Annotated in this window: 33 protein-coding genes; 17 read left to right on the forward strand and 16 right to left on the reverse strand. The window is 72.6% G+C overall.

Going from position 1 to position 20,685, the window contains the following annotated elements; translation table 11 throughout:
- Positions 1–52 precede the first annotated feature (52 nt).
- The 9 genes from G567_RS36675 (at position 53) to G567_RS34840 (ending at position 5,251) form a co-directional block, all read left to right on the forward strand.
- Positions 53–1,270 carry a hypothetical protein gene (locus G567_RS36675; protein WP_147201153.1) on the forward strand — a complete coding sequence of 406 codons (1,218 nt, stop codon included), beginning with the start codon at positions 53–55 and terminating at the stop codon, positions 1,268–1,270.
- Positions 1,267–2,574 carry a replicative DNA helicase gene (locus tag G567_RS28880; protein ID WP_051233051.1) on the forward strand — a complete coding sequence of 436 codons (1,308 nt, stop codon included), beginning with the start codon at positions 1,267–1,269 and terminating at the stop codon, positions 2,572–2,574. Before G567_RS36675 ends, G567_RS28880 begins: the two co-directional genes overlap by 4 nt.
- Positions 2,575–3,052: 478 nt before the next feature.
- On the forward strand, positions 3,053–3,199 hold the full coding sequence (locus G567_RS34245; protein WP_154667153.1) for a hypothetical protein: 147 nt from the start codon (positions 3,053–3,055) through the stop codon (positions 3,197–3,199).
- Entirely contained in the window at positions 3,196–3,594 is a 399-nt protein-coding gene (locus tag G567_RS0114450; protein ID WP_028930559.1) for a hypothetical protein, read from the forward strand. The genes G567_RS34245 and G567_RS0114450 overlap by 4 nt, the downstream gene beginning before the upstream one ends.
- Positions 3,591–3,992: an SsgA family sporulation/cell division regulator gene (locus G567_RS28885; RefSeq protein WP_051233053.1), complete on the forward strand. Its 402-nt coding sequence runs from the start codon at positions 3,591–3,593 to the stop codon at positions 3,990–3,992. Before G567_RS0114450 ends, G567_RS28885 begins: the two co-directional genes overlap by 4 nt.
- Complete coding sequence (locus G567_RS0114460) at positions 3,989–4,234, forward strand: hypothetical protein (protein ID WP_028930560.1); 246 nt, start codon at positions 3,989–3,991, stop codon at positions 4,232–4,234. The genes G567_RS28885 and G567_RS0114460 overlap by 4 nt, the downstream gene beginning before the upstream one ends.
- Complete coding sequence (locus G567_RS0114465) at positions 4,231–4,500, forward strand: hypothetical protein (RefSeq protein WP_028930561.1); 270 nt, start codon at positions 4,231–4,233, stop codon at positions 4,498–4,500. The genes G567_RS0114460 and G567_RS0114465 overlap by 4 nt, the downstream gene beginning before the upstream one ends.
- Positions 4,500–5,009 carry a WhiB family transcriptional regulator gene (locus G567_RS28890; protein WP_037057280.1) on the forward strand — a complete coding sequence of 170 codons (510 nt, stop codon included), beginning with the start codon at positions 4,500–4,502 and terminating at the stop codon, positions 5,007–5,009. Before G567_RS0114465 ends, G567_RS28890 begins: the two co-directional genes overlap by 1 nt.
- Positions 5,006–5,251, forward strand: a complete 246-nt coding sequence (locus G567_RS34840) for a WhiB family transcriptional regulator (protein WP_037057283.1) — start codon at positions 5,006–5,008, stop codon at positions 5,249–5,251. Before G567_RS28890 ends, G567_RS34840 begins: the two co-directional genes overlap by 4 nt.
- A 140-nt stretch (positions 5,252–5,391) precedes the next feature.
- On the opposite strand, the gene G567_RS28900 is transcribed toward G567_RS34840, so the two are convergent.
- The 15 genes from G567_RS28900 to G567_RS0114555 all read right to left on the reverse strand — a co-directional run bounded on the left by G567_RS28900 (position 5,392) and on the right by G567_RS0114555 (position 13,527).
- Positions 5,392–5,811 carry a helix-turn-helix domain-containing protein gene (locus tag G567_RS28900; RefSeq protein ID WP_051233055.1) on the reverse strand — a complete coding sequence of 140 codons (420 nt, stop codon included), beginning with the start codon at positions 5,809–5,811 and terminating at the stop codon, positions 5,392–5,394.
- Positions 5,808–6,146 carry a hypothetical protein gene (locus G567_RS0114490; RefSeq protein ID WP_028930562.1) on the reverse strand — a complete coding sequence of 113 codons (339 nt, stop codon included), beginning with the start codon at positions 6,144–6,146 and terminating at the stop codon, positions 5,808–5,810. The genes G567_RS28900 and G567_RS0114490 overlap by 4 nt, the downstream gene beginning before the upstream one ends.
- A gap of 10 nt (positions 6,147–6,156) precedes the next feature.
- A complete protein-coding gene (locus G567_RS0114495; RefSeq protein WP_028930563.1) occupies positions 6,157–6,534 on the reverse strand; it encodes a hypothetical protein in 378 nt (125 codons plus the stop codon).
- Positions 6,535–6,638: 104 nt separating this feature from the next.
- On the reverse strand, positions 6,639–7,157 hold the full coding sequence (locus tag G567_RS28905; RefSeq protein WP_037057285.1) for a hypothetical protein: 519 nt from the start codon (positions 7,155–7,157) through the stop codon (positions 6,639–6,641).
- A gap of 76 nt (positions 7,158–7,233) precedes the next feature.
- On the reverse strand, positions 7,234–7,608 hold the full coding sequence (locus G567_RS0114505; RefSeq protein ID WP_028930564.1) for a hypothetical protein: 375 nt from the start codon (positions 7,606–7,608) through the stop codon (positions 7,234–7,236).
- Between the two features lie 261 nt (positions 7,609–7,869).
- On the reverse strand, positions 7,870–9,753 hold the full coding sequence (locus G567_RS0114510) for a type IV secretory system conjugative DNA transfer family protein (RefSeq protein ID WP_028930565.1): 1,884 nt from the start codon (positions 9,751–9,753) through the stop codon (positions 7,870–7,872).
- 68 nt (positions 9,754–9,821) lie between these two features.
- The gene (locus tag G567_RS0114515; RefSeq protein ID WP_028930566.1) at positions 9,822–10,772 is read right to left on the reverse strand and encodes a hypothetical protein; all 951 of its coding nucleotides are present in this window, start codon (positions 10,770–10,772) and stop codon (positions 9,822–9,824) included.
- Positions 10,773–10,779: 7 nt separating this feature from the next.
- Positions 10,780–11,121: a hypothetical protein gene (locus G567_RS0114520; protein WP_028930567.1), complete on the reverse strand. Its 342-nt coding sequence runs from the start codon at positions 11,119–11,121 to the stop codon at positions 10,780–10,782.
- Between the two features lie 97 nt (positions 11,122–11,218).
- On the reverse strand, positions 11,219–11,494 hold the full coding sequence (locus G567_RS0114525) for a hypothetical protein (protein WP_028930568.1): 276 nt from the start codon (positions 11,492–11,494) through the stop codon (positions 11,219–11,221).
- Between the two features lie 170 nt (positions 11,495–11,664).
- Complete coding sequence (locus G567_RS0114530) at positions 11,665–11,907, reverse strand: hypothetical protein (protein WP_211223933.1); 243 nt, start codon at positions 11,905–11,907, stop codon at positions 11,665–11,667.
- Positions 11,904–12,131, reverse strand: a complete 228-nt coding sequence (locus G567_RS0114535; protein WP_028930570.1) for a hypothetical protein — start codon at positions 12,129–12,131, stop codon at positions 11,904–11,906. The genes G567_RS0114530 and G567_RS0114535 overlap by 4 nt, the downstream gene beginning before the upstream one ends.
- Positions 12,131–12,397, reverse strand: a complete 267-nt coding sequence (locus tag G567_RS0114540) for a hypothetical protein (RefSeq protein ID WP_028930571.1) — start codon at positions 12,395–12,397, stop codon at positions 12,131–12,133. The genes G567_RS0114535 and G567_RS0114540 overlap by 1 nt, the downstream gene beginning before the upstream one ends.
- Positions 12,394–12,591: a hypothetical protein gene (locus G567_RS0114545; RefSeq protein WP_028930572.1), complete on the reverse strand. Its 198-nt coding sequence runs from the start codon at positions 12,589–12,591 to the stop codon at positions 12,394–12,396. Before G567_RS0114545 ends, G567_RS0114540 begins: the two co-directional genes overlap by 4 nt.
- A gap of 19 nt (positions 12,592–12,610) precedes the next feature.
- Positions 12,611–13,195, reverse strand: coding sequence for a hypothetical protein (locus tag G567_RS0114550; protein ID WP_028930573.1), 585 nt, complete (start codon positions 13,193–13,195; stop codon positions 12,611–12,613).
- Positions 13,196–13,275: 80 nt separating this feature from the next.
- Entirely contained in the window at positions 13,276–13,527 is a 252-nt protein-coding gene (locus G567_RS0114555) for a hypothetical protein (protein WP_147201157.1), read from the reverse strand.
- Positions 13,528–13,655: 128 nt separating this feature from the next.
- Here G567_RS0114555 and G567_RS34255 point away from each other — a divergent pair, with 128 nt between their 5' ends.
- The 5 genes from G567_RS34255 to G567_RS0114580 all read left to right on the forward strand — a co-directional run bounded on the left by G567_RS34255 (position 13,656) and on the right by G567_RS0114580 (position 16,437).
- The gene (locus G567_RS34255; RefSeq protein WP_028930575.1) at positions 13,656–13,961 is read left to right on the forward strand and encodes a hypothetical protein; all 306 of its coding nucleotides are present in this window, start codon (positions 13,656–13,658) and stop codon (positions 13,959–13,961) included.
- A gap of 358 nt (positions 13,962–14,319) precedes the next feature.
- Positions 14,320–15,294: a hypothetical protein gene (locus tag G567_RS0114565; protein WP_147201158.1), complete on the forward strand. Its 975-nt coding sequence runs from the start codon at positions 14,320–14,322 to the stop codon at positions 15,292–15,294.
- Positions 15,291–15,641: a helix-turn-helix domain-containing protein gene (locus G567_RS0114570; RefSeq protein ID WP_028930577.1), complete on the forward strand. Its 351-nt coding sequence runs from the start codon at positions 15,291–15,293 to the stop codon at positions 15,639–15,641. The genes G567_RS0114565 and G567_RS0114570 overlap by 4 nt, the downstream gene beginning before the upstream one ends.
- Positions 15,642–15,892: 251 nt before the next feature.
- Positions 15,893–16,222, forward strand: coding sequence for a hypothetical protein (locus G567_RS28910; RefSeq protein WP_245585654.1), 330 nt, complete (start codon positions 15,893–15,895; stop codon positions 16,220–16,222).
- Entirely contained in the window at positions 16,219–16,437 is a 219-nt protein-coding gene (locus G567_RS0114580) for a hypothetical protein (RefSeq protein WP_028930578.1), read from the forward strand. Before G567_RS28910 ends, G567_RS0114580 begins: the two co-directional genes overlap by 4 nt.
- A 7-nt stretch (positions 16,438–16,444) precedes the next feature.
- On the opposite strand, the gene G567_RS32130 is transcribed toward G567_RS0114580, so the two are convergent.
- A complete protein-coding gene (locus tag G567_RS32130; RefSeq protein ID WP_147201159.1) occupies positions 16,445–16,891 on the reverse strand; it encodes a hypothetical protein in 447 nt (148 codons plus the stop codon).
- Between the two features lie 1,056 nt (positions 16,892–17,947).
- On the opposite strand from G567_RS32130, the gene G567_RS0114600 reads away from it, so the two are divergent.
- Genes G567_RS0114600 through G567_RS0114610 form a run of 3 tightly spaced genes read left to right on the forward strand, consistent with a single transcriptional unit; the run spans position 17,948 to position 20,677 of the window.
- Positions 17,948–18,496, forward strand: coding sequence for a bifunctional DNA primase/polymerase (locus G567_RS0114600; RefSeq protein WP_211223934.1), 549 nt, complete (start codon positions 17,948–17,950; stop codon positions 18,494–18,496).
- Positions 18,497–18,546: 50 nt separating this feature from the next.
- Entirely contained in the window at positions 18,547–18,999 is a 453-nt protein-coding gene (locus tag G567_RS0114605) for a phage terminase small subunit (RefSeq protein ID WP_028930580.1), read from the forward strand.
- A gap of 4 nt (positions 19,000–19,003) precedes the next feature.
- The gene (locus G567_RS0114610; RefSeq protein WP_028930581.1) at positions 19,004–20,677 is read left to right on the forward strand and encodes a terminase; all 1,674 of its coding nucleotides are present in this window, start codon (positions 19,004–19,006) and stop codon (positions 20,675–20,677) included.
- Positions 20,678–20,685: the final 8 nt, after the last annotated feature.

The following is a 20,685-nucleotide window of genomic DNA, read 5'->3' on the forward strand; positions in this document are numbered from 1 at the left end:
GACCACTGGCGCCACAAGGCCAAGCAGCAAGTCACGAAAGAGGTAGCCCCCGATGGCCCGTAGCCATGCACGCCTCAAGATGGCCATGTTCAGCGAGGACCGAGACGCAGACCTCGGATCGCTGACCACCGAGGCGAAACTGCTCTACGTCGTCATCCTCACCGAGCCCGCGCTCAACCAGGCCGGTGTGGTTGTCCTGCGCGCCGGGGTTTGGGCCGACGAAGCAAGCCTCGACCAGGCCCGGTTCGACGCCGCGTTCGCCGAACTTCAGCAGCGCCGGTTCATCGTCGTCGACGAGCGCACCTCGGAGCTGCTGGTGCGCTCGTTCATCCGCAACGACGGAGTCGCGGACCAGCCGAACGTGCTCAAGGGGGCGCTTTCCCAGGCATTGCAAGTCCGTTCGAGGGTGATCCAGCGGGCGCTCGCTGTGGAGCTGCGGCGGCTGCCACCGAAGCAGGAGGACAGGGTCGGGAAACACGGGCGCCTGATCGTCTACCCGGACCCGCACGCGTGCGCCGCCGAGCTCGACCCGGAGGCGTCGCGGGAACCTTCGGAGAACCCTTCCGGGAACCCTTCGGCGAAGGGTTCCGAGGACCCTTCCGGGAACCCTACAGATCGGTCTGATATGTCCGATTCTGGGACCCTTCGCGGAACCCTTCCGGGAACCCTTCGGCGAACCCCGGGGGGTAGGGGTAGGGGTAGGGGAGAACCTTCAGTTACCGAGTACTCATCTGGGCATCACGCGCGCCCGCGCACGCCCGCGAGGAACCCGATCAACGAACTCGCCGGGACCGCGCACAGCCCCACCGCCCACCGCCTCGTCCAGGCCTACGCCGCCACCTGCCGCCGCCGCCCACCCACCAAGATCGCCTCCCAGCTCGCCGTCGAGGTCGACGCCCTGCTGCGCGAAGACTGGCCCGAACCCGACATCGCCGCCGCCCTGACCGCCTGGGGCGCCAAAGGCCTCGGCCCCGGCGCGCTCCAAGCCGTCGCCCACGAGATCGCCAACACCCCGCAGGACGGACAGCACCTACGCGCTGTCCCCACCCCGAAACCCGGCCCGGACGACCCCCTCACCGACGAGCAGGTCGACGACATCGTCGGCCCCGAATCACCGCCGTACCCGCCCGCCGAGGTGTCCGACCGTGGCATCGCCGCCTGCAACGAGTGGGCCCGCGACGCCATCCCGCGCTGGCGGGAGCAGCGCCGAGACCGGGCCCGAGTGATCCTGCGGCGCCGGGCGGCGTACCGGGCGGCGGCCGGCCAATGACCGACGAGCGGCTTCCCCCCGCCGACCTCGACGCCGAACGCGCCCTCCTCGGCGCGTGCATGCACGGCCAGCGGGCCCTCGACACCGCCGTCGAAATCCTCGACCCCCGGGACTTCTACCGGCCGGCACACGCCGAACTTTTCGCCGCGATGGTCGCGATGCGCGACACCGGCCGCGAGGTCGATCCAGTCACCCTCGCCGCACACCTCGGCGATCGGCTCGCCAAGCTCGGCGGCCACCCGCACCTGATCGACCTGTACGGGGCGCCGCCGACCGCGGCCAACACCGCCCACTACGCCGAGATCATCTCCGACGCGGCGGTCCGGCGGCGGCTGCTCGAGGCCGGGCAGCGGGCGATCCAGCTCGCGCACACCGCCAGCGACGACCCGGCCGAGAACGTCGAGCGGGCCCGCGCGGCGCTCGACGACGTCGCCGCCCAGGCCCGCGGCGAGGCGCAGGCGGTCGAGATCGACGACCTCGCCGGCCGGGCGCTGCTCCGCTACCAGAACCCGGCGCCGCGGGGAGTGTCCACCGGCTGGCCCGACATGGACGAGATCCTCTCCGGCGGCTACCGGCCCGGACACCTCACCGTGGTGGGGGCGCGACCCGCTGTCGGGAAATCGCTGGTGGCCTGCTGCACGGCGGCCGCGGTGGCGCTCGACGGGCACGGTGTCCTGGTGGTGTCGCTGGAGATGACCGAGGCCGAGCTCACCGACCGGATCCTCGCGAACTTGGCCAGCGTCGACCTGGGGCGGTTGACCCGGCACGAGCTGACCGAGCGGGACTGGCAGGCGGTCGAGCACGCCGCCGACCGGCTCCGCGGGCTGCCGCTGGCCGTGGTGGACCACCCGCACCTGGGGCTGACCGGGATCCGGTCGCTGGCCCGGGACCGTGCCCGGAGCCCGCGGGGGCTGTCGTTGCTCGTCGTCGACTACCTCGGGCTGGTGCGGCCGGCTGACCCGCGGCTGCCGCGGCAGGAGCAGGTCGCCGGGATCTCCCGCGGGCTGAAGCTGCTGGCCAAGGAGCTGGAGGTGCATGTGCTGGCGCTGCATCAGCTGAACCGGCAGTCGGAGATGCGCGCGAACCGGCGGCCGGTGCTCGCGGACCTTCGGGAGTCGGGGGCGATCGAGGCCGATGCGGATGCGGTGTGGCTGCTGCACCGCGACGACGCGGACGAGACCAGCCGGTACGAGCTGGAGGTGCTGGTGGCGAAGAACCGGCACGGCCGCACGGGGAACGTGGGTCTGGCGTGGAATCCGCAGTACGCGCGGGCCGGATCGTTGGCCCGGCTGGAGGCCGTGTGACGACCCGGCTGCTTTTCTTCTGCCTGTGAATGTTGTGTGTTACACACAGCAGATGTAGGCTAGGGGCAACATTTGGAGGTGGGGATGCGAGGCGACGACGCAGGTCACGCCCAGATCGCGGGGGATGACGCGCTGCTGACCGTGTTGGGTCGGGGTGGTCCGACGCCGGTGGGGGACGTGCTGGCGGCGATGCTCGCTGCGTGGCGGGCTCACCTGGTCGCCGACCCGCCCCTGGACGTCACCCGGCTGGACGCGGCGCTTGCCCGGATCGGTCATAACACCGTCCAAAAACGCGCAGAACGGTTTCAGGGTGCCACGCCACGCGGAACTGACTGTTCACCCGCTCACGGCGACGACAGCAGGGTGGAACCCACAACGGTGGGTGGCAGCACCCACTAGAGCGGGCGCCGTCGCGGGTCGAACCGGGGGAAGCGGTCCCCGCGGCGGCGCTCACACCAACCGACCAAGGAGACACACCATGCACCGACGTGCCCACTACCCCGACCGGCTCGTGCCGCTCGTGGACGACACCGCGTTCTGGGTCGGCGCCCTGCTCGGCGTCGCCACCCTCGGCGCGGTCGGGCTGTTCCTCACCGGCCTGTTCATCCTCGGCGGCCTGCTGTGACCGCCGCCGACGTCCCCACCGACGACCTCATGGCCGGGTTGCGCCGCTACGCCGAGGGTGAACTCACCGTGACCGCCGCCGTGGAGCTGCTGATCGCCCACGCGCATTGGTTGGACCGCGTCCCGTTCCGACGGCTGGTCGACTGGGCACCAGCCAGCGACGAAGGCCCTGCCTACGCCTACCCCGACTGGGAGGCGCTGGAGCTGCTGGCCCACAACCCGCACACCCAGCCAGCGAGTCTCGGCCCGATCTTCGACACCCCGTCCGAGCTCGGCGTGCTGCAGGTCGCCTGCTCGCTCGCCCACGACTGGCTCGGGGAGGCGATCACCGCGTGCGACCCGGTCAACGTGCGGCTGATCGCCGCCGCCGTCCTGGCCGCCGGAGGTGCCCGGTGAACGAAATCCAGACCGTCCTGCACCCCTACCCGCTCACGGGGGGCCGGGTGTACCCGCCCATGCAGGTGATCCTCACCTGGCGGCCCACCCGCCCCCACGAGATCACCCTCGCCGCGGGCAGGACCTCGTGGGTGTTCGCCCGGGACCTGCTCGCCGCCGGCCTCGACGCCCCGGCCGGCCTCGGAGACGTGTCCATCCTCCCCGACCTCGCCGCCGAGGAGGAGCGGGTCGAGCTCGTGCTGTCGGCCCCGTCGGGCCGGATGGCGCTGCCCCTGCCGGTCGACGCGCTGCGCACCCTTCTGGCTGCGACCTGGGACATCGTCCCCGCCGGTGCCGAGGCCCGGGTGTGGGAGGCCGCCTGGACCGACGGCATGTTCCCGGCCGGAGGTGCCCAGTGACCGGCGACGGGCAGCTCGGTCTCGCTCTCGACACCGCCCCGTATCCCGGTCAGCGGCTCGTCTGGACCCAGCCCGACGGCGCCCAGGTGTTCGTGCGGGTCACCCGCGTCCACGACGGTGTCGTGTGGCTGCGTTGCCAGCACGGCGGCCGGCAGTGGACCCGCCGCCACCGGCTCCCGTTGTTCCCGAGCATGCGGCCCCACCCGTGGACGGCCGCCGACGTGCTGGAGACGATCCCATGACTGGCCCCGAGTACGCGAACGCGCTCGCGATCTCCACGCTGCCGATCATCGCCGCCGTCCGTAACGGCGACATCCCCGCCCTCCGGGTCGCCACCTGGACCAGTCTGTCGATCACCCCACCGCCCGGGGTGGACCCGTACGAGGCGCTCGTGACCGTGCTCGCCGCGCAGGTCGACGAGGACACCACCCTGTCAGAGCGGCTGGCCTGGGCCAGAGCGTTCGACCCCCGGGTCGCCGCCGCCTGCCAACCCAGGAGGACCGCCTGATGGCCCCGAAACGCTCCAGCAACGTCACCGCGATCGTCGGGCTCTGCCGAGGCTGCCACCGCGCCATGGCCCCGGCCGGGTGCGACATCCCCGGCGTCGCCCAGACCACCGACGACCCCCACCACTGCGCCTCGTGCCTCACCTGGCTCCGCCGCCACCCCGGCCGAGACCTGGCCGACAGCCTCGGGCACGCCCACCGTCCGCTGCCGGAACGGCCCATCGCGGACTGGTCGTGGCGGCTGGACGCCGCCTGCCGCGACGCCGGGGCCGGGGTGTTCGACCCCGCCGACGTGGACGAACGACCGCACCCGCCGCCCGCGGTGGCGCGGCTGGCCGCGACGGTGTACTGCGCCGCCTGCCCCGTCGCGGACGAGTGCGCCGCCGAGGCCGACGCTCACCGGTACGAGGGGCTGTGGGGCGGCGCCTGGCGGTGGACCCCGGCCTGGAAACCGTCCGCGTACAAGACCGTGGACCTCCTCGCCGACGACGCTACGGGGGTGGTGGCGTGACCCGCCGTGTCACGCTCGTACCCGTCGAGGACGACTGGCGGCACCGAGCCGCCTGCGCGACCGCCGCCGCGAACCCCCGCTGGTTCGGGCCACCCGAAACCGGCGGGGACCTCGCCCGGGCCGCCGTGTTCTGCGCCCGCTGCCCCGTCACTGCGGAGTGCCTCGCCTACGCCGAGGCCGATCCGTACTCGACCGGTATCTACGCCGGCCAACTCGTCCGCCCGAAACGCGGCTGGGGATGACCACGATGACCAGGGACAACGAAGAGACCCCCGACAACGAGACCCCCACCCCAGCCCGATGGGCCAGGGTGGGGGTCTTTGTCGTCGTTTCCGGGCCCCGCGTGGGCGGGGACGACACGGGTGTGACAGCCACCCACGGATCACCCCCGCGTGGGCGGGGACGACTGGTGGCCGACCCTACCGGGTCGCCACCACTCGATGGCCAGCCCGGGGACCTCCCCGGCGACCCGGGCCACCACGGCGCGATGCCAGGACGCCGGCCACGGCTGCTCCGGGTGATGCGCCTGGTAGTCGCCGTCGGTGCGGTAGGTCAGGATCTTCGGGTCGGGTGCGTCCAGGCACGCCTCGATCGCCGTTGTCACGACCGCGGCGGTGCGTGTCTCCAGGTCCTCGACCGCGCACCGCACCCCGTCCGGGATCGGGGACACGTCGGCCTCCCAGCGGTGCACGGTGCGCTCCTGCACCCGCAGATGCTCGGCCAGCCAGCGGGTGGTCAGCCCGAGGTGCTCGCGGACGACGCGCAGCTCGGCGCCGGTCATCACGTCCGTCTGCGTCTTCATGGCGTTCCCGGGCCCTGGCACACCTGGGAGAAGTGGACGTGGATGCACGGGCCGTGGCGTCGGCTCAGCGCGGAGATGGCGAGCCCGACCTCCCGGCCGACGAGGTGGTCGCCGTCGTCATCGGCCACGGCCTGGATGTAGCTCGCGCTCACCCGGGCCGGGGCGTGCCGGGTGTGGGCCACGATCCGCCCGTCGTGGGCGACGACCACACCCAGGCGGGAGTCCCCCGAGGGGCGGACCTGCTCGGCCCAGGCGGCCAGCGGCCCCGCGTGGTCGGGGTCGCCGCCGCCGCGGCGGAGCACCTCCCGGGCCTTGGCGGTGAAGTACGGGTGCATGTCAGTCCTTTCAGTCCTCGTCGCCGGGGCCGCGCACGTCGGCGATGACCTCGGCGGAGACACGGCGGTGGGTGGTCACGGGGACGAGCTGGGCCGCGATGGTGTGGATCTGCTCCAGGATGGTGGCGTGCAGGTCGTGGGCGTCCTGCCGGTACTCGTCGGCCGAGGTGTGGGTGTAGCTGGTCTCCACGGTCCACCAGGCGGCGGCCTCGATCATCACGGCGGCGATCACCTCGTCGCGGGTGGGCGCGTCGTCGCCGTAGATGCGGGTGGCGCGCTCGGCGGCGGCTTCGGCGTGGGGGATGAGCGCAGCGGTCGCGAGGCGACGCATGACGGCCGGGTCGTCGGTGGCGGTGATCTCGGCTGCGAGAGCGGTGGTGGTGGTCATTTCGTCCCCTTCGGGTTCCGGTCTGGCCTGCTGCCTGACCTCACAAGAACAACTATATGTCAGGAAGTCGGACATGGCAAGGGGTGGGCGCACCCCCTCAGCCGTCACCGGGCGCCGGGCGCGATCTGGTAGACCCGCGAGTAGGCCACCCTCGCCCGCTCGGCGACGGCGGCAGCCGGGATGCCGTCGGCGCGGGCGGCCACGATCAGCCGGTCCCGCTCGGCCTGCGCCGACCGCGTGTCGGCGCACAGCTGCTCGAACCGGCGGGCGGCCTCGCCGAGCTGGCGCATCACCTCCGGCGCGGACGCGTCCTGCTCGATGCGGACCCGCTCGACCGCGGCCGCGATCCGCGCCTCCAACGCGGCCCGGTCGGCCAGGTCGACCAGGTCGACGGGCACGCTGTGCCGCCGATCATCGGAGGACACACTCAGGGTGGGTCCGTGATCCACGCTGTAGGCGCTGACCTGCGGCACCCAGGTGTGCACCTCCCCCCAGGGGGAGATCGCGGCGGTGATCCCAGGCCCGGCGGGGGCACTCCACCAGGACCGGGAGCGGGGCGGGTCGGCGCACGCCCAGTCCAGCAGCTCGTCGATCGAGGCGAAGTCGTGGTCGGCGGTGGTCATCGGAAGACTCCTCACGGGGGGTTTGTGGGGTGCGGTGCGGGGTGGGCCCGATACCGGCGGGCCCACCCCCAGCTGGTCAGAACCGCTTGGCGATGTCGATGAACTCCCCGGCCTCGGCCTTGGTCATCGCGGCGAGACGCTCGTCGGGGGTGTCGCGGATCGTCTCGCGCTGGGCGGCGACGGCCACCTTGATCGCGTCGCGGACCGCCGCGGCGGCGTCGGCGGTGGGCCGCTCGACGGGCATGAGGGCAAGCTCCCAGCCCAACATCTTGCGCTGGGCGTAGCGGTTGGTGGTGGCCCGCATGATGTTGACGGCGTGGACGTGGTTGCGGCGCTCGATCTCCTCGGCCCAGGTGGGGTCCTGGGCGGCGGTGGTGTAGAGGTCGCGGATCTGGTCGCGCAGGGTGGTGGCGTAGGCGATCTGGGCGGGGGTGGCGGGCTGGTCGGCCATCGTGCGCTCCCTCGGTGTCGCTGTCTCACTGACACCCATAATCTAGCGCACTAGACAACAGCTGTCTAGTGGGTTAGACGAGATTGCTCGGATGGGGCAACATGGGGCCACAGGGCCAGTGCCCCGACGCTGGCCGGCGAAAGCACCCCACGGCACACCGCATAGCGCCGCCCACCCCCCCCGACGACGAGACCGGGCCAGCAGCACCCCGAGCTCGTGGTCGGCGGCGAGCCCGTGCCAGTGGATACCGTGTCGCATGGGTCAGCACCCCCGTGCTGACCCTCCCGCCTCCACCAACTCCCACACACCGTGCTCACTGCGCCGTACCCGCTGGTCCTCGAGCAACTCCTGCAGGGCCGCCCGCACACCCGAGCGCGATCGGCCGGTCTGCTCGATCAAAACCTTGAACTGCCGCGGACCGTCGGCCAGCAGCTGCGCCACCTGCTCCCGCGTCGTCCCCGGATCACCAGGCTCCACTGGCGGCGACGTGACGGGCTGCGCGCCGGAGATCTCGGCCAGATCCGCCGCCCGCGACGCCGCGGCCTGCTCGTGCCGGGCCGTGAAATCCGGGCCGAACGCCCGCGCCGTCATCTCATCCAGCTCGGCGTCCGCGGTCTGCGTGAACCATTCCTCCACCGTCGGCACCGGCAACTCGTGCTCGGCGGCGTCCTTCGCATCCGGCAGATACCGCGCCCGGAACGGCGCCGTCCGCGCCCCCGACCCGGCCGCCGCCACCAGGTACCCGAACCCCGGCAGCACCGGCAACTCGTACGGGTCCAGCTCGAGACCGGGGATGAGGTGGCCGGCCATCCTCGACGCGGTGCGCAGCGCGACCCCGTTCCCGGCCAGCAGGCTCGACCGGAGCGGCTCGCTGTGCCCGAACGTGTCCAGCCCGGAGTGCTGCGAGGCGGCGAGGACCGCGACCCCGACCTTGCGGCCCTCCCGCGCGACCGCCGCCCACCGCCCCGCCGTCCGCGAGTCGAAGGCCCGGTGGCACTCGTCGACGATGCACAGCACCCCCGGCAGCGCCGGGCTCGGGGTGAACCCGGCCAGCTCACCCACCCGGTTGTACTTCTGCCGGATCGCCATGCCCCGCTCCAACGCACCCAGGATCATCGGCGCCTGCGCCGGCCCGCCGGACCAGGTGGCGTACTTGGCCAGGATCGGGCTCGACGCACCGTCCTGCCCGTCCAGATAGATGACCAACGTGTGGCCCATCGCCCGGGCCGCCACAGCGATCGCCTCGATCAGCCGCGACTTACCGCTTCCGGACCCACCAAGGACGAATCCTCCCCACATGCTGTTGGTGGTGTACAGCCGCCAGATGGCCTCGCCGATCCCGTCGGCGTACGGGCCGAGCAGGATCCGCCCGTCGACGACCCGCGGCCGGTCGAAATACACCGTGTCCTTGATCGGGGACCGGTCGATGATCTGCAGCCGGGCGATCGACGGATCGTCGGTGTCCGGGTGCTGCTCGAGCACGATCCGGTCGATCGGCTGCCGCAGCCCCTGGGAGATCTCCGGCAGCCGGGCGAGCACCCGCGCCAGGGGCTGGCGTCCGGGCACCAGCTGCACCGACCACGACCGGCCGTGCTCGGTCACCCCCGGCTCGTACAGCCGGGCTCCCGTGACGGGCCCGCCCTGGTCGGCCACGTGCTGCTCCCACAGCTGCCCGACGGTCGCCGGGATCTCCGGCTCCGGGACGTCGCGGCCGTCCCGCGGCCAGTGATGCTGCCACCACGGCCCGGCCGCCGCCGCCCCGGCAAGGACCAGCCACTGGTCGGTGGCGTCCACCCCGGCCGCGGCGGTCCACGCCAGCCACACCCCGCCGAGGCCCAGCAGCGCGCCCGCGTAGATCCGCTCGACAGCACGGTCGAGCCGGTGCCGCAGCCGCACCCCCCACCACCCGGCCGCCACCACCCCAGCAGCCACACCCACCGCTACCGGGGACTCCCCGGACAGCAGCCACCCGGCCAGCCACAACCCGGCCAGTACGCCGAGCGGCGCCAGGCTGCGGCGGCCCCGCCACAGCAGCCGCCGCCCCGTCCGCGTGGCCCGCGGCCGCGGCGGCTCTAGCTCGGCGGCCAGCGCGGCCCGGATCTCCGCCGCCCGCAGCTGCTGCTCCCGACGTGCGCGACGCCCCACCTCGAAACCTCCCGGAGACGCGGGAGGGGACCGACCACGCTCGATCGGCCCCCTCGGAAATGACTAGATCAGTGCCGGTACCAGTCGGTGCGTGCGGTGTGCGCGGTAGCGTTCACCGCCTCCTCCACCAGCCCGTGCCGGGTGTTGAGCCCGTCGAGAGTGCGCTGCGCCGCGGCACTGGTCGCGTCCGCCGCCCTCTCCAGCTCGGCCGCGGCCGCCTCCAGGGTGTGCGCCGCCTCCAGCAGCACGGTGATGTCGGCCATCGTCTGCGGGTCGATGTCCACCTCGGCCAGGTTCGCCTGCATCGTCTCCGCCGCGGTGCGCAACTGCGCCGCCTCCGACTGGGCGGCCGCGGCGGTGTCCAGATGCAGGGTCGCGACCGCGGCCATCGACGACAGGCCCTCACGGGTCTGCTCGATCGTCGCCGCCTCGCCGGTCGTCACGTGGGTCACGATGATTCCTCCTCCAGGGTCGGTGATGCTCGGTCTAGGTGCGTCCGCGCCCACACCGGCGGGCGCGGCTGTCACGTCCTCTGTCACGCCTTCGCACCGCCGGTTGCGCAGCGCGCACGGGCACGACCAATCCGTGTCGGTGCAGCCACAGCCGTCGGTTTCCGCCGCGGTCTGCCGCGCCGTGTGCCCGCATCGGGGGCATCGGCCGGTGATCCAGTGCCGCCACGACGGCGCACCCGGATCGTCCCGCACCCCGCGGCGACGCTCACGGCGCTCGACGGCACGGGCCGTGCCCTTCTCCCAGCCGCGGCGCCACCCCGCCCCGAGGGACCGGCCGGCGCCGCGGGTGATCCGCCAGGTGCCGCGGGCCACCACCCCGGCGCCGACCCCGCCGGCCAGCGCCCACCGGGCCGGCGAGCGCCACCCCCGCCGCCGCACCTGCTCCGCTTTCGCGGCGGCGGCCCGGCGCGCCCGCACAGTGGTGGCCCGGGCCCCGGCCCGGGTGTCCGCCCAACCCTGCTCGACGGCGCCGACGATCGCGTACGCCACCGCGAACAGCAGCAACATCCCCACGTCAGCCCCCGAACATGAAGGTGAGTCCGTTACCGACCGCGGTGGACAGGAACCCCAACGCCGACAGCACCGCCGTGCCCAGCGCGCCCGCGGCGGCGGCCTGCGCCAGCGGGGGGATCGCCACCGCGGCGACCGAGGTGAACCGGCCCGCCTGGTGCTTGGGCCACAGGTCCCACAGGAACACCGCCAGCGCGAACAGCAGCAGCAGCGACGGCACCGGCGACCCGAACAGGTACGCCGTGGCCGACCCGGTCGTGCGGGTCGCCCACGCCGCCCCATTGGTCAACCAGCCGGCGATCGCGCCGGTCACCCCGGCCGACGCGGTCAGAAACAGCACCGCCATCGTCTTCGGCGCGCTCCTCTTCCAAAAGAGGAATAGAGCGGCGGCGAGGGCGAGGACGCCGACGCCGGCGGACACCGCAGAGAACATCAGCCGCTCCTCACCACGTCGCCCACAACACCAGGGCGAGCACCGCGACCAGCCCCAGCCGCGACGGCCGCTGCAGCACCCACAACGCGGCCGCCCCAGCCACCGTCACCGGCAGCGCCAGCAGCCAGCCGTACGCCTTCCCGAGGAACTCGAGGATCGGGGCCTGCTCACCCGGTATCCAGGCTCCCGATCTCGTGTAGGCGACGACGTCAGCCGGACTCGCGGGCCCATCACGCCACAGCGTGCGCGACTCCACCGCCGGCGCGGCCTGCTCGGCCGCGGTCATGGCGGCCCGCCGCCGCGATCTCGCCTGCCGGACACGCTCCGTGACCGCGGCGGCGTGGGCTACGATCGGGCCTCGCGTGCGCGCGCGCGTCGGCCGCGCGTTGGCGCGAGCCCCCGGGCCTGACCCGTCGTCTGGCCTGTCCCCTGTCCCCTCACGCAGCGACACATGCGTCACCGCCTGCCTCCCTTGGTCGGTTCCAACGTCTCCGCGGTCGTCAGCAGGTACTCCACGACCTGCTCACCCACCGCCGCGGCGACCTGCGGGTCCGCTCCCGCGATCAGCGCCCGCACGTAGTCGGCGGCATACGCGATCCGCCGCGACGGCACGTGCGCCGCGGTGATCAGATCCAGGTAGCGGGCACGTCGGCGGGCGGCGCGGGCGGTGCTGCGGTCCCAGCGGCGGCCGGCCATCACCGGGCCGCCGTGAACCGCGTCCAACCCCCGCCGCCGCGCTGGCGCCGCCAGATCAGCACGCAGTGGGGGAGGATCCGCTCCGGGTCGGGCCAGCCCTCCCGGCGCACCGCGGCCACGAGGATCTCCCGCAGCGCCGCCCCGTCGGTGGGGTCGACGAACCCCGACCACTCCTCGCGGGTGTAGCCGTCCCGCTTGAACCGCATCTCCAGCATCTCCGCGGCCATCAGGCCACCTCCCTCGTCCGCGTCGGTATGGCGGTGTGGCGGAGGCAGCGGCACTCCTGCGGGGGGCAGCGCAGCTGTCGCATCTCGGCGCGCTGGTCGGCGACCAGCCCGCCCAGCCACCCCCACGCCGCAGCCACCGCGGCGGCCACGACCGGCAGCAGCCACCCCCACCACGGGCCGGTGGCGAGCGCGACCACCCAGAACGTCACAGCCGCCGCCCCGGTCACGGCGGCCGGCCACACCGCCCGCGCCGTCGCCGCGGTCACCGGTCACCCCCACCGGCGGGGGTGTGACGGTGACACACCCACCCGGCCGCCACCCCGGTGGCGGTGAGCGCGGCCACGCCCGCCCACCAGCCGACCAGCAGGTACGCGGTGAGCCCGGCGGCCAGCGGGGCGGTCACCAGCAGCACCGCGAGCAGCGCCTCGGCGCCGTCGCGGTGGGTCGTCGTGTCGGTCACGGTTCGTCCTCTCCTCGGGTCACGCCGCCGCGGTGGCGGGCATCTGGGTGTTCTGGGCGCGTTTGCGGGCGCGGGCGCGCTGCTGGCGTTCGCGGGCCAACCGGCGCCGCCGTGCCTCGGGGGTCTCCTCGACGACGTCCGCCACCGAGGGCGCTGCCGGCTCAGCAGCTGGTGAGGTCACGGCCGGGGCAGCGGGCTCGGTCGGAGCGGTGTCACGCGCCGCTGGCGCCTCATCCTCGGCACACCCCACCTGGGCCGCCCGGGAGAGAGCCCGTTCGATGGGCTGGGCGTCACGCTGGACGACAGGCTTCGCCGCGGGCGCGGCGGCGCGCGCCGCCATCACGACCAGCGCCTCCATTACCGCGCCGGGCACCCACGCGATCAGCCAGGGCAGCCCCTCCTCGTGCAGCAGCAACGTCACGTGCACGAGGGTGTAGAGCGCGGCGCCGCCGCAGATGAACGACATCACGGCGGCCCGTTCGACCCGGGCCCAACCGGTCACACCATCCGACGCCCGCCACAGCCGGACCGCGACGGGCAGCACCAACGACATGAACACGCCGACGCCGACGAGCACCCCGGACCGGGGCAGCGCCCAGGTCACGTTCCCGGCCAGGGAGCCGGCGACGCCGAGGAGGATCGCCGTGCGCGCAGTAGCGCGCCGGACAGGAGCGCCCGGGCGGGCTAGAGCTTCGTGTTGACGCGCCGCCAGAGCGTGGTCTGCGGCAGCTCGGCCATCGCGGCCATCTGCGGCCAGGACACCCCGCGGCAGCGCAGCTCGCGGATCAGCTCGGCGCTCCAGGTCGGGGCCTGGCTGCCGGTCAGCTCGGCGTCCCGGATCCCGGCCACCAGTTCCTCGGTCTCGACCTGTGACAGGTCCTTGCTGAGGAGATCGGCCAGGTTCATCAACGCACGCGTCTCCTCGGGGGTTGTCACAGCCGGAAAGGCTAGCGGTACGGCTTTCCACGCATGGAAAGATACCGCATGCTTTCCACATATGGAAAGTTCGTGGGGGTAGGGCCGGTCACCAGCGGAAAGACCCCCGGCTAGCTACTATCTGCCGTGTGGTCAACACAGCAGCAGTAGCCACCACACAACATCACCGCTGCGCCCCGCCCCGGCACACCCCCGGCCGCCGCGTCTGGTGCTGCCCCACCTGCGGCGCCGGCTGGGCCTGGACCACCCGCCACCTCACCGACGGGCCGCTGTCCGGGTGGGCCCGCAACCGCGTCTACGACTCACAACTGGTGCGTGACGCCTGGCAGTACGAGCAGATCGCCAACATGCTGCCGTGGTGGCGGTGGGTCACGCGCTGGCAGCTGCGCCGTCACGCCGCCGACAACCGCACCATCGCCCGGGTGATCCTCTGATGGTCAAACACGGGACTCCGGCCGCATATAACCGTTGCTACAAGCGCCCCGAGGGATCCTGCGAGGCATGCCGAGCGGCGAAGCGGGCCTATATACGCCAGTGGAAGGACCGCAAGGACCCCGGGCGGACTCGACGTAGACCGATCGATCCGACACCGCTTCCGGGGGGCGGCTACGCGGAGCGCGTGTGGAAGGGGCTGAGTGAGCCCCAACGCGTAGCTCTGGAGGATCTAGCGCGAGGCAGGACCCCAAGGGGGACCAACTACATCGCGACTATTCGAGCTCTTTGCTCGAAGGAGCTAGTGCTGTCGGTCAGCTTCGAACACCAGCTGAGCGCTCGTGGGAATGCACTGCTGGTGTGGGCAGAAAAGAGAGGGCAGCGGTGATCGAGCACCGCTGCCGCAGCGGCGCCCGCTGCGTCGACCGCGAGAAGACCGTCACCCGCACCACCGGCTGGGAAAATTGCGGCTGCTCCTGTCACGGCCGCGGCCCGCACCACCCCTGCGACGCCGACGGCGGCTGCGGCCACCACCACGCCGAGCCCGCGGACACCGTCACCTGGGCCGGCGCCCAGATCGTGACCGAGTACGGGCTGTGCCCCGGCTGCGTCCGCGCCATCGGCTACGACATCGCCCACCTCAAAGGCGACGTCGCCGAGCTCACCATGCGCATCGCCCGCGACGGCACCGTCAGCGGCGACAAGGTCTCGGCCACCCGCGAACCCCCGACCCCGCTGCGGCTCGGCCTCGACGCGCTCCGAGCCGAGATCGACCACGAAACCCAGGCCTGGGCCGAACCCGTCGCCGAATCCCTCGGTATCGACTGGCCCACCAGCCGCCAGCTGCGCGCGATGCGCCTCGGGCCCCGCGTGCAGCGCTGCGTCGACCTACTCACCAAGACCGTCGCCACCCTCGTCACGCTGCCCGCCCAGGAGCACCCGGCGTGGACCAAGGATGGGCAGCCGGCGTGGGCGGTCGAGCACGAATCCGACCCCGGGCCCGGTGCCTGGCAGATCCTCGAACGCGACGACTGGTGGCCGTATGAGCCGATCCGCGCCACCGTCGTCCGCGACGGCGTCGACGGCGCCCTGCGCCTGTCGCAGCTGCACCACCGCGTCTATCAGCGCCTCGGCCGCACCCGGCTCGTGCACCGGCTCCCGGCCCGCTGCCCCTGGTGCTGGCAGCGCACCCTGGTCCGCGACAACGGCGCCGCCCACGTCCACTGCGAATCGACCCGGTGCCGCGGCCGGACGATCGACGAGCGGCACTACGACTGGCTCGTGCAGGCCACGCTGGCGGTTGAGCAGGCCGCCGCCCGGAAGGCCGCGGCGTGAGCGGGACGTGGCCGTTCCCCGGCGACACCGCCGCCGACCGGGCCCGCCAGGTCGCCCGCACCTTCCGGGACGCGCTCGCAAAGGTCGACCCCGACGCCGCCGCGGCGATCGAGCAGGCCGCGATCGCGGTGGGGGAGACGTGGCTGCGGCCGGCCGTGGCGCTCGCCGACGACGAGGACTTCGTGTCCGTCGCGGACGCCGCGGACATCGTCGGCTGCTCGGTCCGCCTCGTCTACAACTGGGTGTCCGACGGCATGCTGCCGTCCTACCCGGAGGGCGGGAAGATCCGGGTGCGGGTCGGGGAGGCGCGCCGCGTGGACGCCGAGCGGCGTGCACGTGCATACTGATGCCAGTGGGCGGGGTGTGCCCGAATCCCGGAACCCACCCGATGTGGGGACCCGGGCTGCGGGCTGACCTCTCCGCCTAACTTGCTTTCGCCGGCCGTCCCGGCTTGCGCACCCAGACTGACGCGAAGTGCTCGATCACCGGCCGAGTCCAGATCGGGCCCGACCCGAGCCGGGCATACGGCGCCGGAAACTCCGGGTGCTCGCTGTGCAGCTGGTGCAGGAAACACGATACAACGTCAAGGATTATGGGGGTGACCATGCTCGGACCCGTCCTCGGCGCTGCCACGTCGACCACACCCACCACGCCAGCGCCCATCTACACCAGCAACACCCCACCCATCCACCGGCCGACCAAGCTCGACCCCCACCAGCTCCTCCGCATCCGCGACGCCGCCCACCACGCCAAGCAGACCTACCCCGGCCCCGTCGGCGAACTCATCGCCCACGAACTGCTCGCCTGGGCCGAATTCGGCTACCTCCTCGACCGCACCGGACTCACCACCCGGCTCGTCGACCACGTCCTAGCCCAGCCACCCCCACCCGCCCCCGACACCACCGCGACCGGGGGGCACAGCCGATGAACACCCCCGCCGACCAGGACCCCGCCCGGCTCGCCGGACTCGAAGCCAACTACCACTGCCCCAACCGCGAGGCCGTCGAACGCCACATCCTCGCCAACCGCGACCGCCTCACCCGCGCCCGGAACGCCCCCAACATCGCCGCCCGGCTACGCCACGACATCGACCTGCTCCTCGACCGGTGGCTCTACCTACACGTAACCGCGACCGCCGAATAGGGCGCCGCTATCCGGCGGCCCGTCGCCCGGCCGTCGTCAACCGCGCCGCGAACGACCGCGCCGCCGCCAGCTTCGCCGGCGGCACATCCACCACCCACTGAAACTCCGGGCCATCCACCAACAGGAACACCTCCCGGTCGTCCTGCTTCTTCTTCAGCGCCAGCGCGAACACCCCCACCGCCACCAGACGGGTCGCGGTCACCCGACGGTTAATGTTCCCGGCCGTGTCCACCACCGCCGACACCCCGGCCACCGGCCGCCGCTCCCCGTTCCACACCACCTCGTCGCCGTCCAAGACCACCCCGGCGCACCCGTACCCAGCGCGTTCCGCGAACCCGGCGTCCGCCTCCGCCCGAGCGCTCGCCTTCGCCTGATCCACGTTCTGCTTGATCGTCTCCAGCTGGCGGTCCCACGCCCACCGCACCCCGTCCCCGACCTTCCTCCACAACCCCACAACAGCCCCCTCCTATCCGGCCACGCCACCCATCCCGGACATCGTGCCCACAGCCCCCGCGCGACACCAGAGGACATCCCACACCCCACTGGTACCTCCCGGCCCACCACAGACCCATACGTCGCCAGGCGGCCCGCATGCCCACCCACCGGCCGCCCCGCTACTCGACGCCCTCGGCGTCACCATCCACCTCGACGACGGGCAGCAACGCGCCGAAGCCATCGTCATCGGCAAGGTCGTCGACCTCGCTGCCGACGACACCCGACACGAATCACTCGTGATCGGCGAACCCTCATCGACGAGCTGAATCCCGCAACGCGGGCTGCTCTCCGCCGCGCAACTCATCCTCGACCAGAACACCTTCGATAACGACGACTGCTGACCAGCGCGCAACGCGAACAGCAGGACGACGACGAACACGACAGCGCGCGAACCACACGAGCAGACAGAACGAGAAACGGCGATGAGCGGACAGTGGGAAGGACGCGCGTCCGGACGAAACAGCGCCGCCTGGAAACGCTTACGGCGGTTCATCCTCGACCGGGACAGCCACCGATGCACCTGGCCGACCGACCACGGGCCATGCGGTGCCCCGGCCGACCAGGTCGACCACATCGACCGGCACGGCGGCGACGACCCGAACAACCTGCGCGCGCTCTGCCGCCCCCACCACGCCATCAAGACCTCCGCGGAGGGCAACGCCGAACGGTGGCGACACCGCGAGCGACGACCGACCCGCCCCCACCCCGGCTTCCTTGATCAACAGGGGGTGGGGGGTGCCCCCCACCCCGCCACCCCTCCCTGACGGGAGGTGCTGGCGCTCACGGCGTGTACGGGTCTGGCCGAACCCCCGCCGGGGGACGTCTGGGCGGGTCTGATCGTGGTGCTGGTGCTCGTTTGGGGTCGGCCGGGCCTGAGGCGGACCCCCGGACGGCACGGACCCGCTGAGCCGGTCACCGGATCGTGACCTTGTGTTTGTGCAGGTAGATGGCCTGTGACCGTTACACTATGGGTATGAGGTCGCGTCCTTGCGTCTGGTGTGGGGCGGAGCTTCCGGTGTTGGCGCACAGCCGGGCCCGGTTCTGCTCGTCGCGGTGCCGCACCGCCGCACATCGTGCCGGGGTGCCGGGTGAGCTGCGGCGCCGTCCGCGCTGGGTGCGCTGGACCGGGCGGAAACGCCCGCAGACCGTCGACGGCCGGATCGCCTCGTCGACCGACCCGGAGACGTGGGCGACCTACCAGGCGGCCCGCCGGTCGACGGCCGGGGTCGGGCTCGGGTTCGTGCTCAACGGCGACGGCATCGTCTGCTTGGACCTCGATGGCTGCCTGGCCGACGGGGTCCCGAACGCGGCCACCCAACTGCTGCTCGAGCTGGCCGGCCGCACCTACGTGGAGATCAGCCCGTCCGGGCGGGGTCTGCACGTCTGGGGCCGCGGCGAGCTCGCCGCGGGCCGGTGCACGACGTTTCGGGGGCAGCCGGTCGAGCTGTACGGGTCGGGCCGCTACATCACGGTCACCGGCGTGCGGTTCCCGGGTGCGGGGTCGACGCTCGGTGACCTGTCGCCGGCGCTGGCCACGGTGCTGACCTCCTCTTCGCACGCCTAGCTCCTCCCCGACACGGGGTCGAGCGGATCCCGACATGGGAGTGATGGACGATGGCAGGAGTTGGACCGCCTCCGGCGGCGCGGAAGCGGCGGCGCAACGCCGACCCGGTGCCGCAGCGGACCTTGCAGGCAGACAACCGGACCCGCGGCCCACGGCTGCCCGGCGATGTGCTTCCCGACGGGGAGGAGTGGCATCCGCGGACGCAGGAGTGGTGGTCGACATGGCGAAAGTCGGCGCAGGCGCGCGAGTTCACCGCCACGGACTGGGATTTCCTGCTCGACACGGCGTTGATGCACCACACGATGTGGGCGAAGGCGCGGTGGGAGTTCGCGGCGGAGCTGCGGTTGCGGGCGGCGAAGTTCGGGGCCACCCCGGAGGACCGGATGCGGCTGCGGATGACGGTGGAGACACCAGGCTCGAAGCCGCCCACGGCCCGACCGCCGGCCGGGGGTGACGGTTCGGTGACGGATATTCGGTCGCGCCGGGCCCGTTTGAGCGGATAGCCGGGTGCCGCGCACGTTGGTGCGCGCCCCCGAGCACGACCGGGCCCGGTCGCTGGGTTGGCTGGCGCTGGCGTGGATGGAGTTCTTCGTCGTCCACGGTCCCGGTGATGTGCAGGGGCAGCCGGTGCGGCACGGGGACGAGTTCTCCGGGTTCGTCGCGGACTGCTACGCGCTGTCGCCGACTGGGCGGCTGCTGTACGACTCGGCGTTCTTGTCTCGCCCGAAGGGGGCCGACAAGTCCGGGATGGGTTCGCGGCTGGGGCTGTTCGAGGCGCTCGGGCCGTGCCGGTGGGCCGGGTGGGCTGAGGGCGGCGAGGTTTACGAGGACCCGTGGGGCCTCGGGTTCGTCTACGAGTACGAGCCGGGCGAGCCGCTGGGCCGCCCGATCACCGCGCCCTATGTCCGGATCATGGCCACCGAGGAAGGCCAGACCGGCAACGTCTACGACTCGATCTACTACAACCTGACCGACGACGACGCGCCGCTGGCGCACGTCCCGGGCATCGACGCCGGGCTGACGCGGGTGTTCCTGCCCGGCGGTGGGGAGATCACCCCGTCGACGTCGGCGGCGGCGTCGAAGGACGGCGGTAAGGAGACCTTCGGCGTCTTCGACGAGACCCACCTGTATGACCAGCCCGAGCTGCGGCGCATGTACGCGACAGTGACCCGGAACCTGCGGAAGCGGAAACGGGGCGCCGGCACGTGGTACCTGGAGACCACGACGATGTTCGCGCCAGGTGCGCAGTCGGTGGCCGAGGCGACCTACGAGCTCGCCGAGGCGATCGGGGAGAAGCGGGTACGACGGCAGCGGCTGCTGTATGACCACCGGTGGGGCGAGTGCGAGGACCTGCGGGACGAAGCGGCGCTGCGCGCCGCGATCGTCGACGCCTACGGCGAGGCGATCGACTGGAACGACCTCGACGGGATCGTCGACGAGTTCTACGACCCTCGGAAGGACCCGACCGATTCGCGGCGGTTCTTCCTCAACGCGCGCACCTCGGCGGCGGACGCGTGGCTGGACTCGGGGGAGTGGGCGGCGTGCGCCGACCCCGAGCGGGCGTTGGCCGACGGGGACGTGGTGACGCTCGGGTTCGACGGCTCGGTGCGCTCGGACTCGACCGCGCTGGCGGTATGCCGGGTCACCGACGGGCATATCGAGCTGTTCACAGTCGGGGATCGGGTGGCGTGCTGGGAGTGCCCCGAGGACGCCCCCGAGGATTGGCAGGTTGACCGCGAGGAGGTCGACGCCGCGGTCGGAGTGGCGTTCGACCGGTTCAAGGTGGTCGGGTTCTATGCGGACCCGGCGCACTGGCAGGACTACCTGGACCGGTGGAACAAGCTGTACGGGTCGCGGATGCGGGTGAAGGCGACTCAGGCGCGGCCGCTGGAGTGGTGGACGAACCGACCGGCGGTCATGGTCAAGGCGCTCGAGCGGTTCCACGAGGCCGTGCTGGGCAAGGAGTTGACCCACGACGGCGGCAGTGTCCTGACTCGGCACGTGTTGAACGCGCGCCGGCGGATCGGGCGGTCCGGGCTGACGATCGCGAAGGAGACCCCCAGCTCGCCCCGCAAGATCGACGCGGCGATGGCGGCGGTGCTCGCTTACGAGGCACGCGCGGACGCGGTGGCGTTGGGGTTGGACCGGCCGGCGAGGAAACGCCGAGCCCACGGATTCTGAGCAGGGGG

The organism is Pseudonocardia asaccharolytica DSM 44247 = NBRC 16224 (genome assembly GCF_000423625.1).
GTDB lineage: Bacteria > Actinomycetota > Actinomycetes > Mycobacteriales > Pseudonocardiaceae > Pseudonocardia > Pseudonocardia asaccharolytica.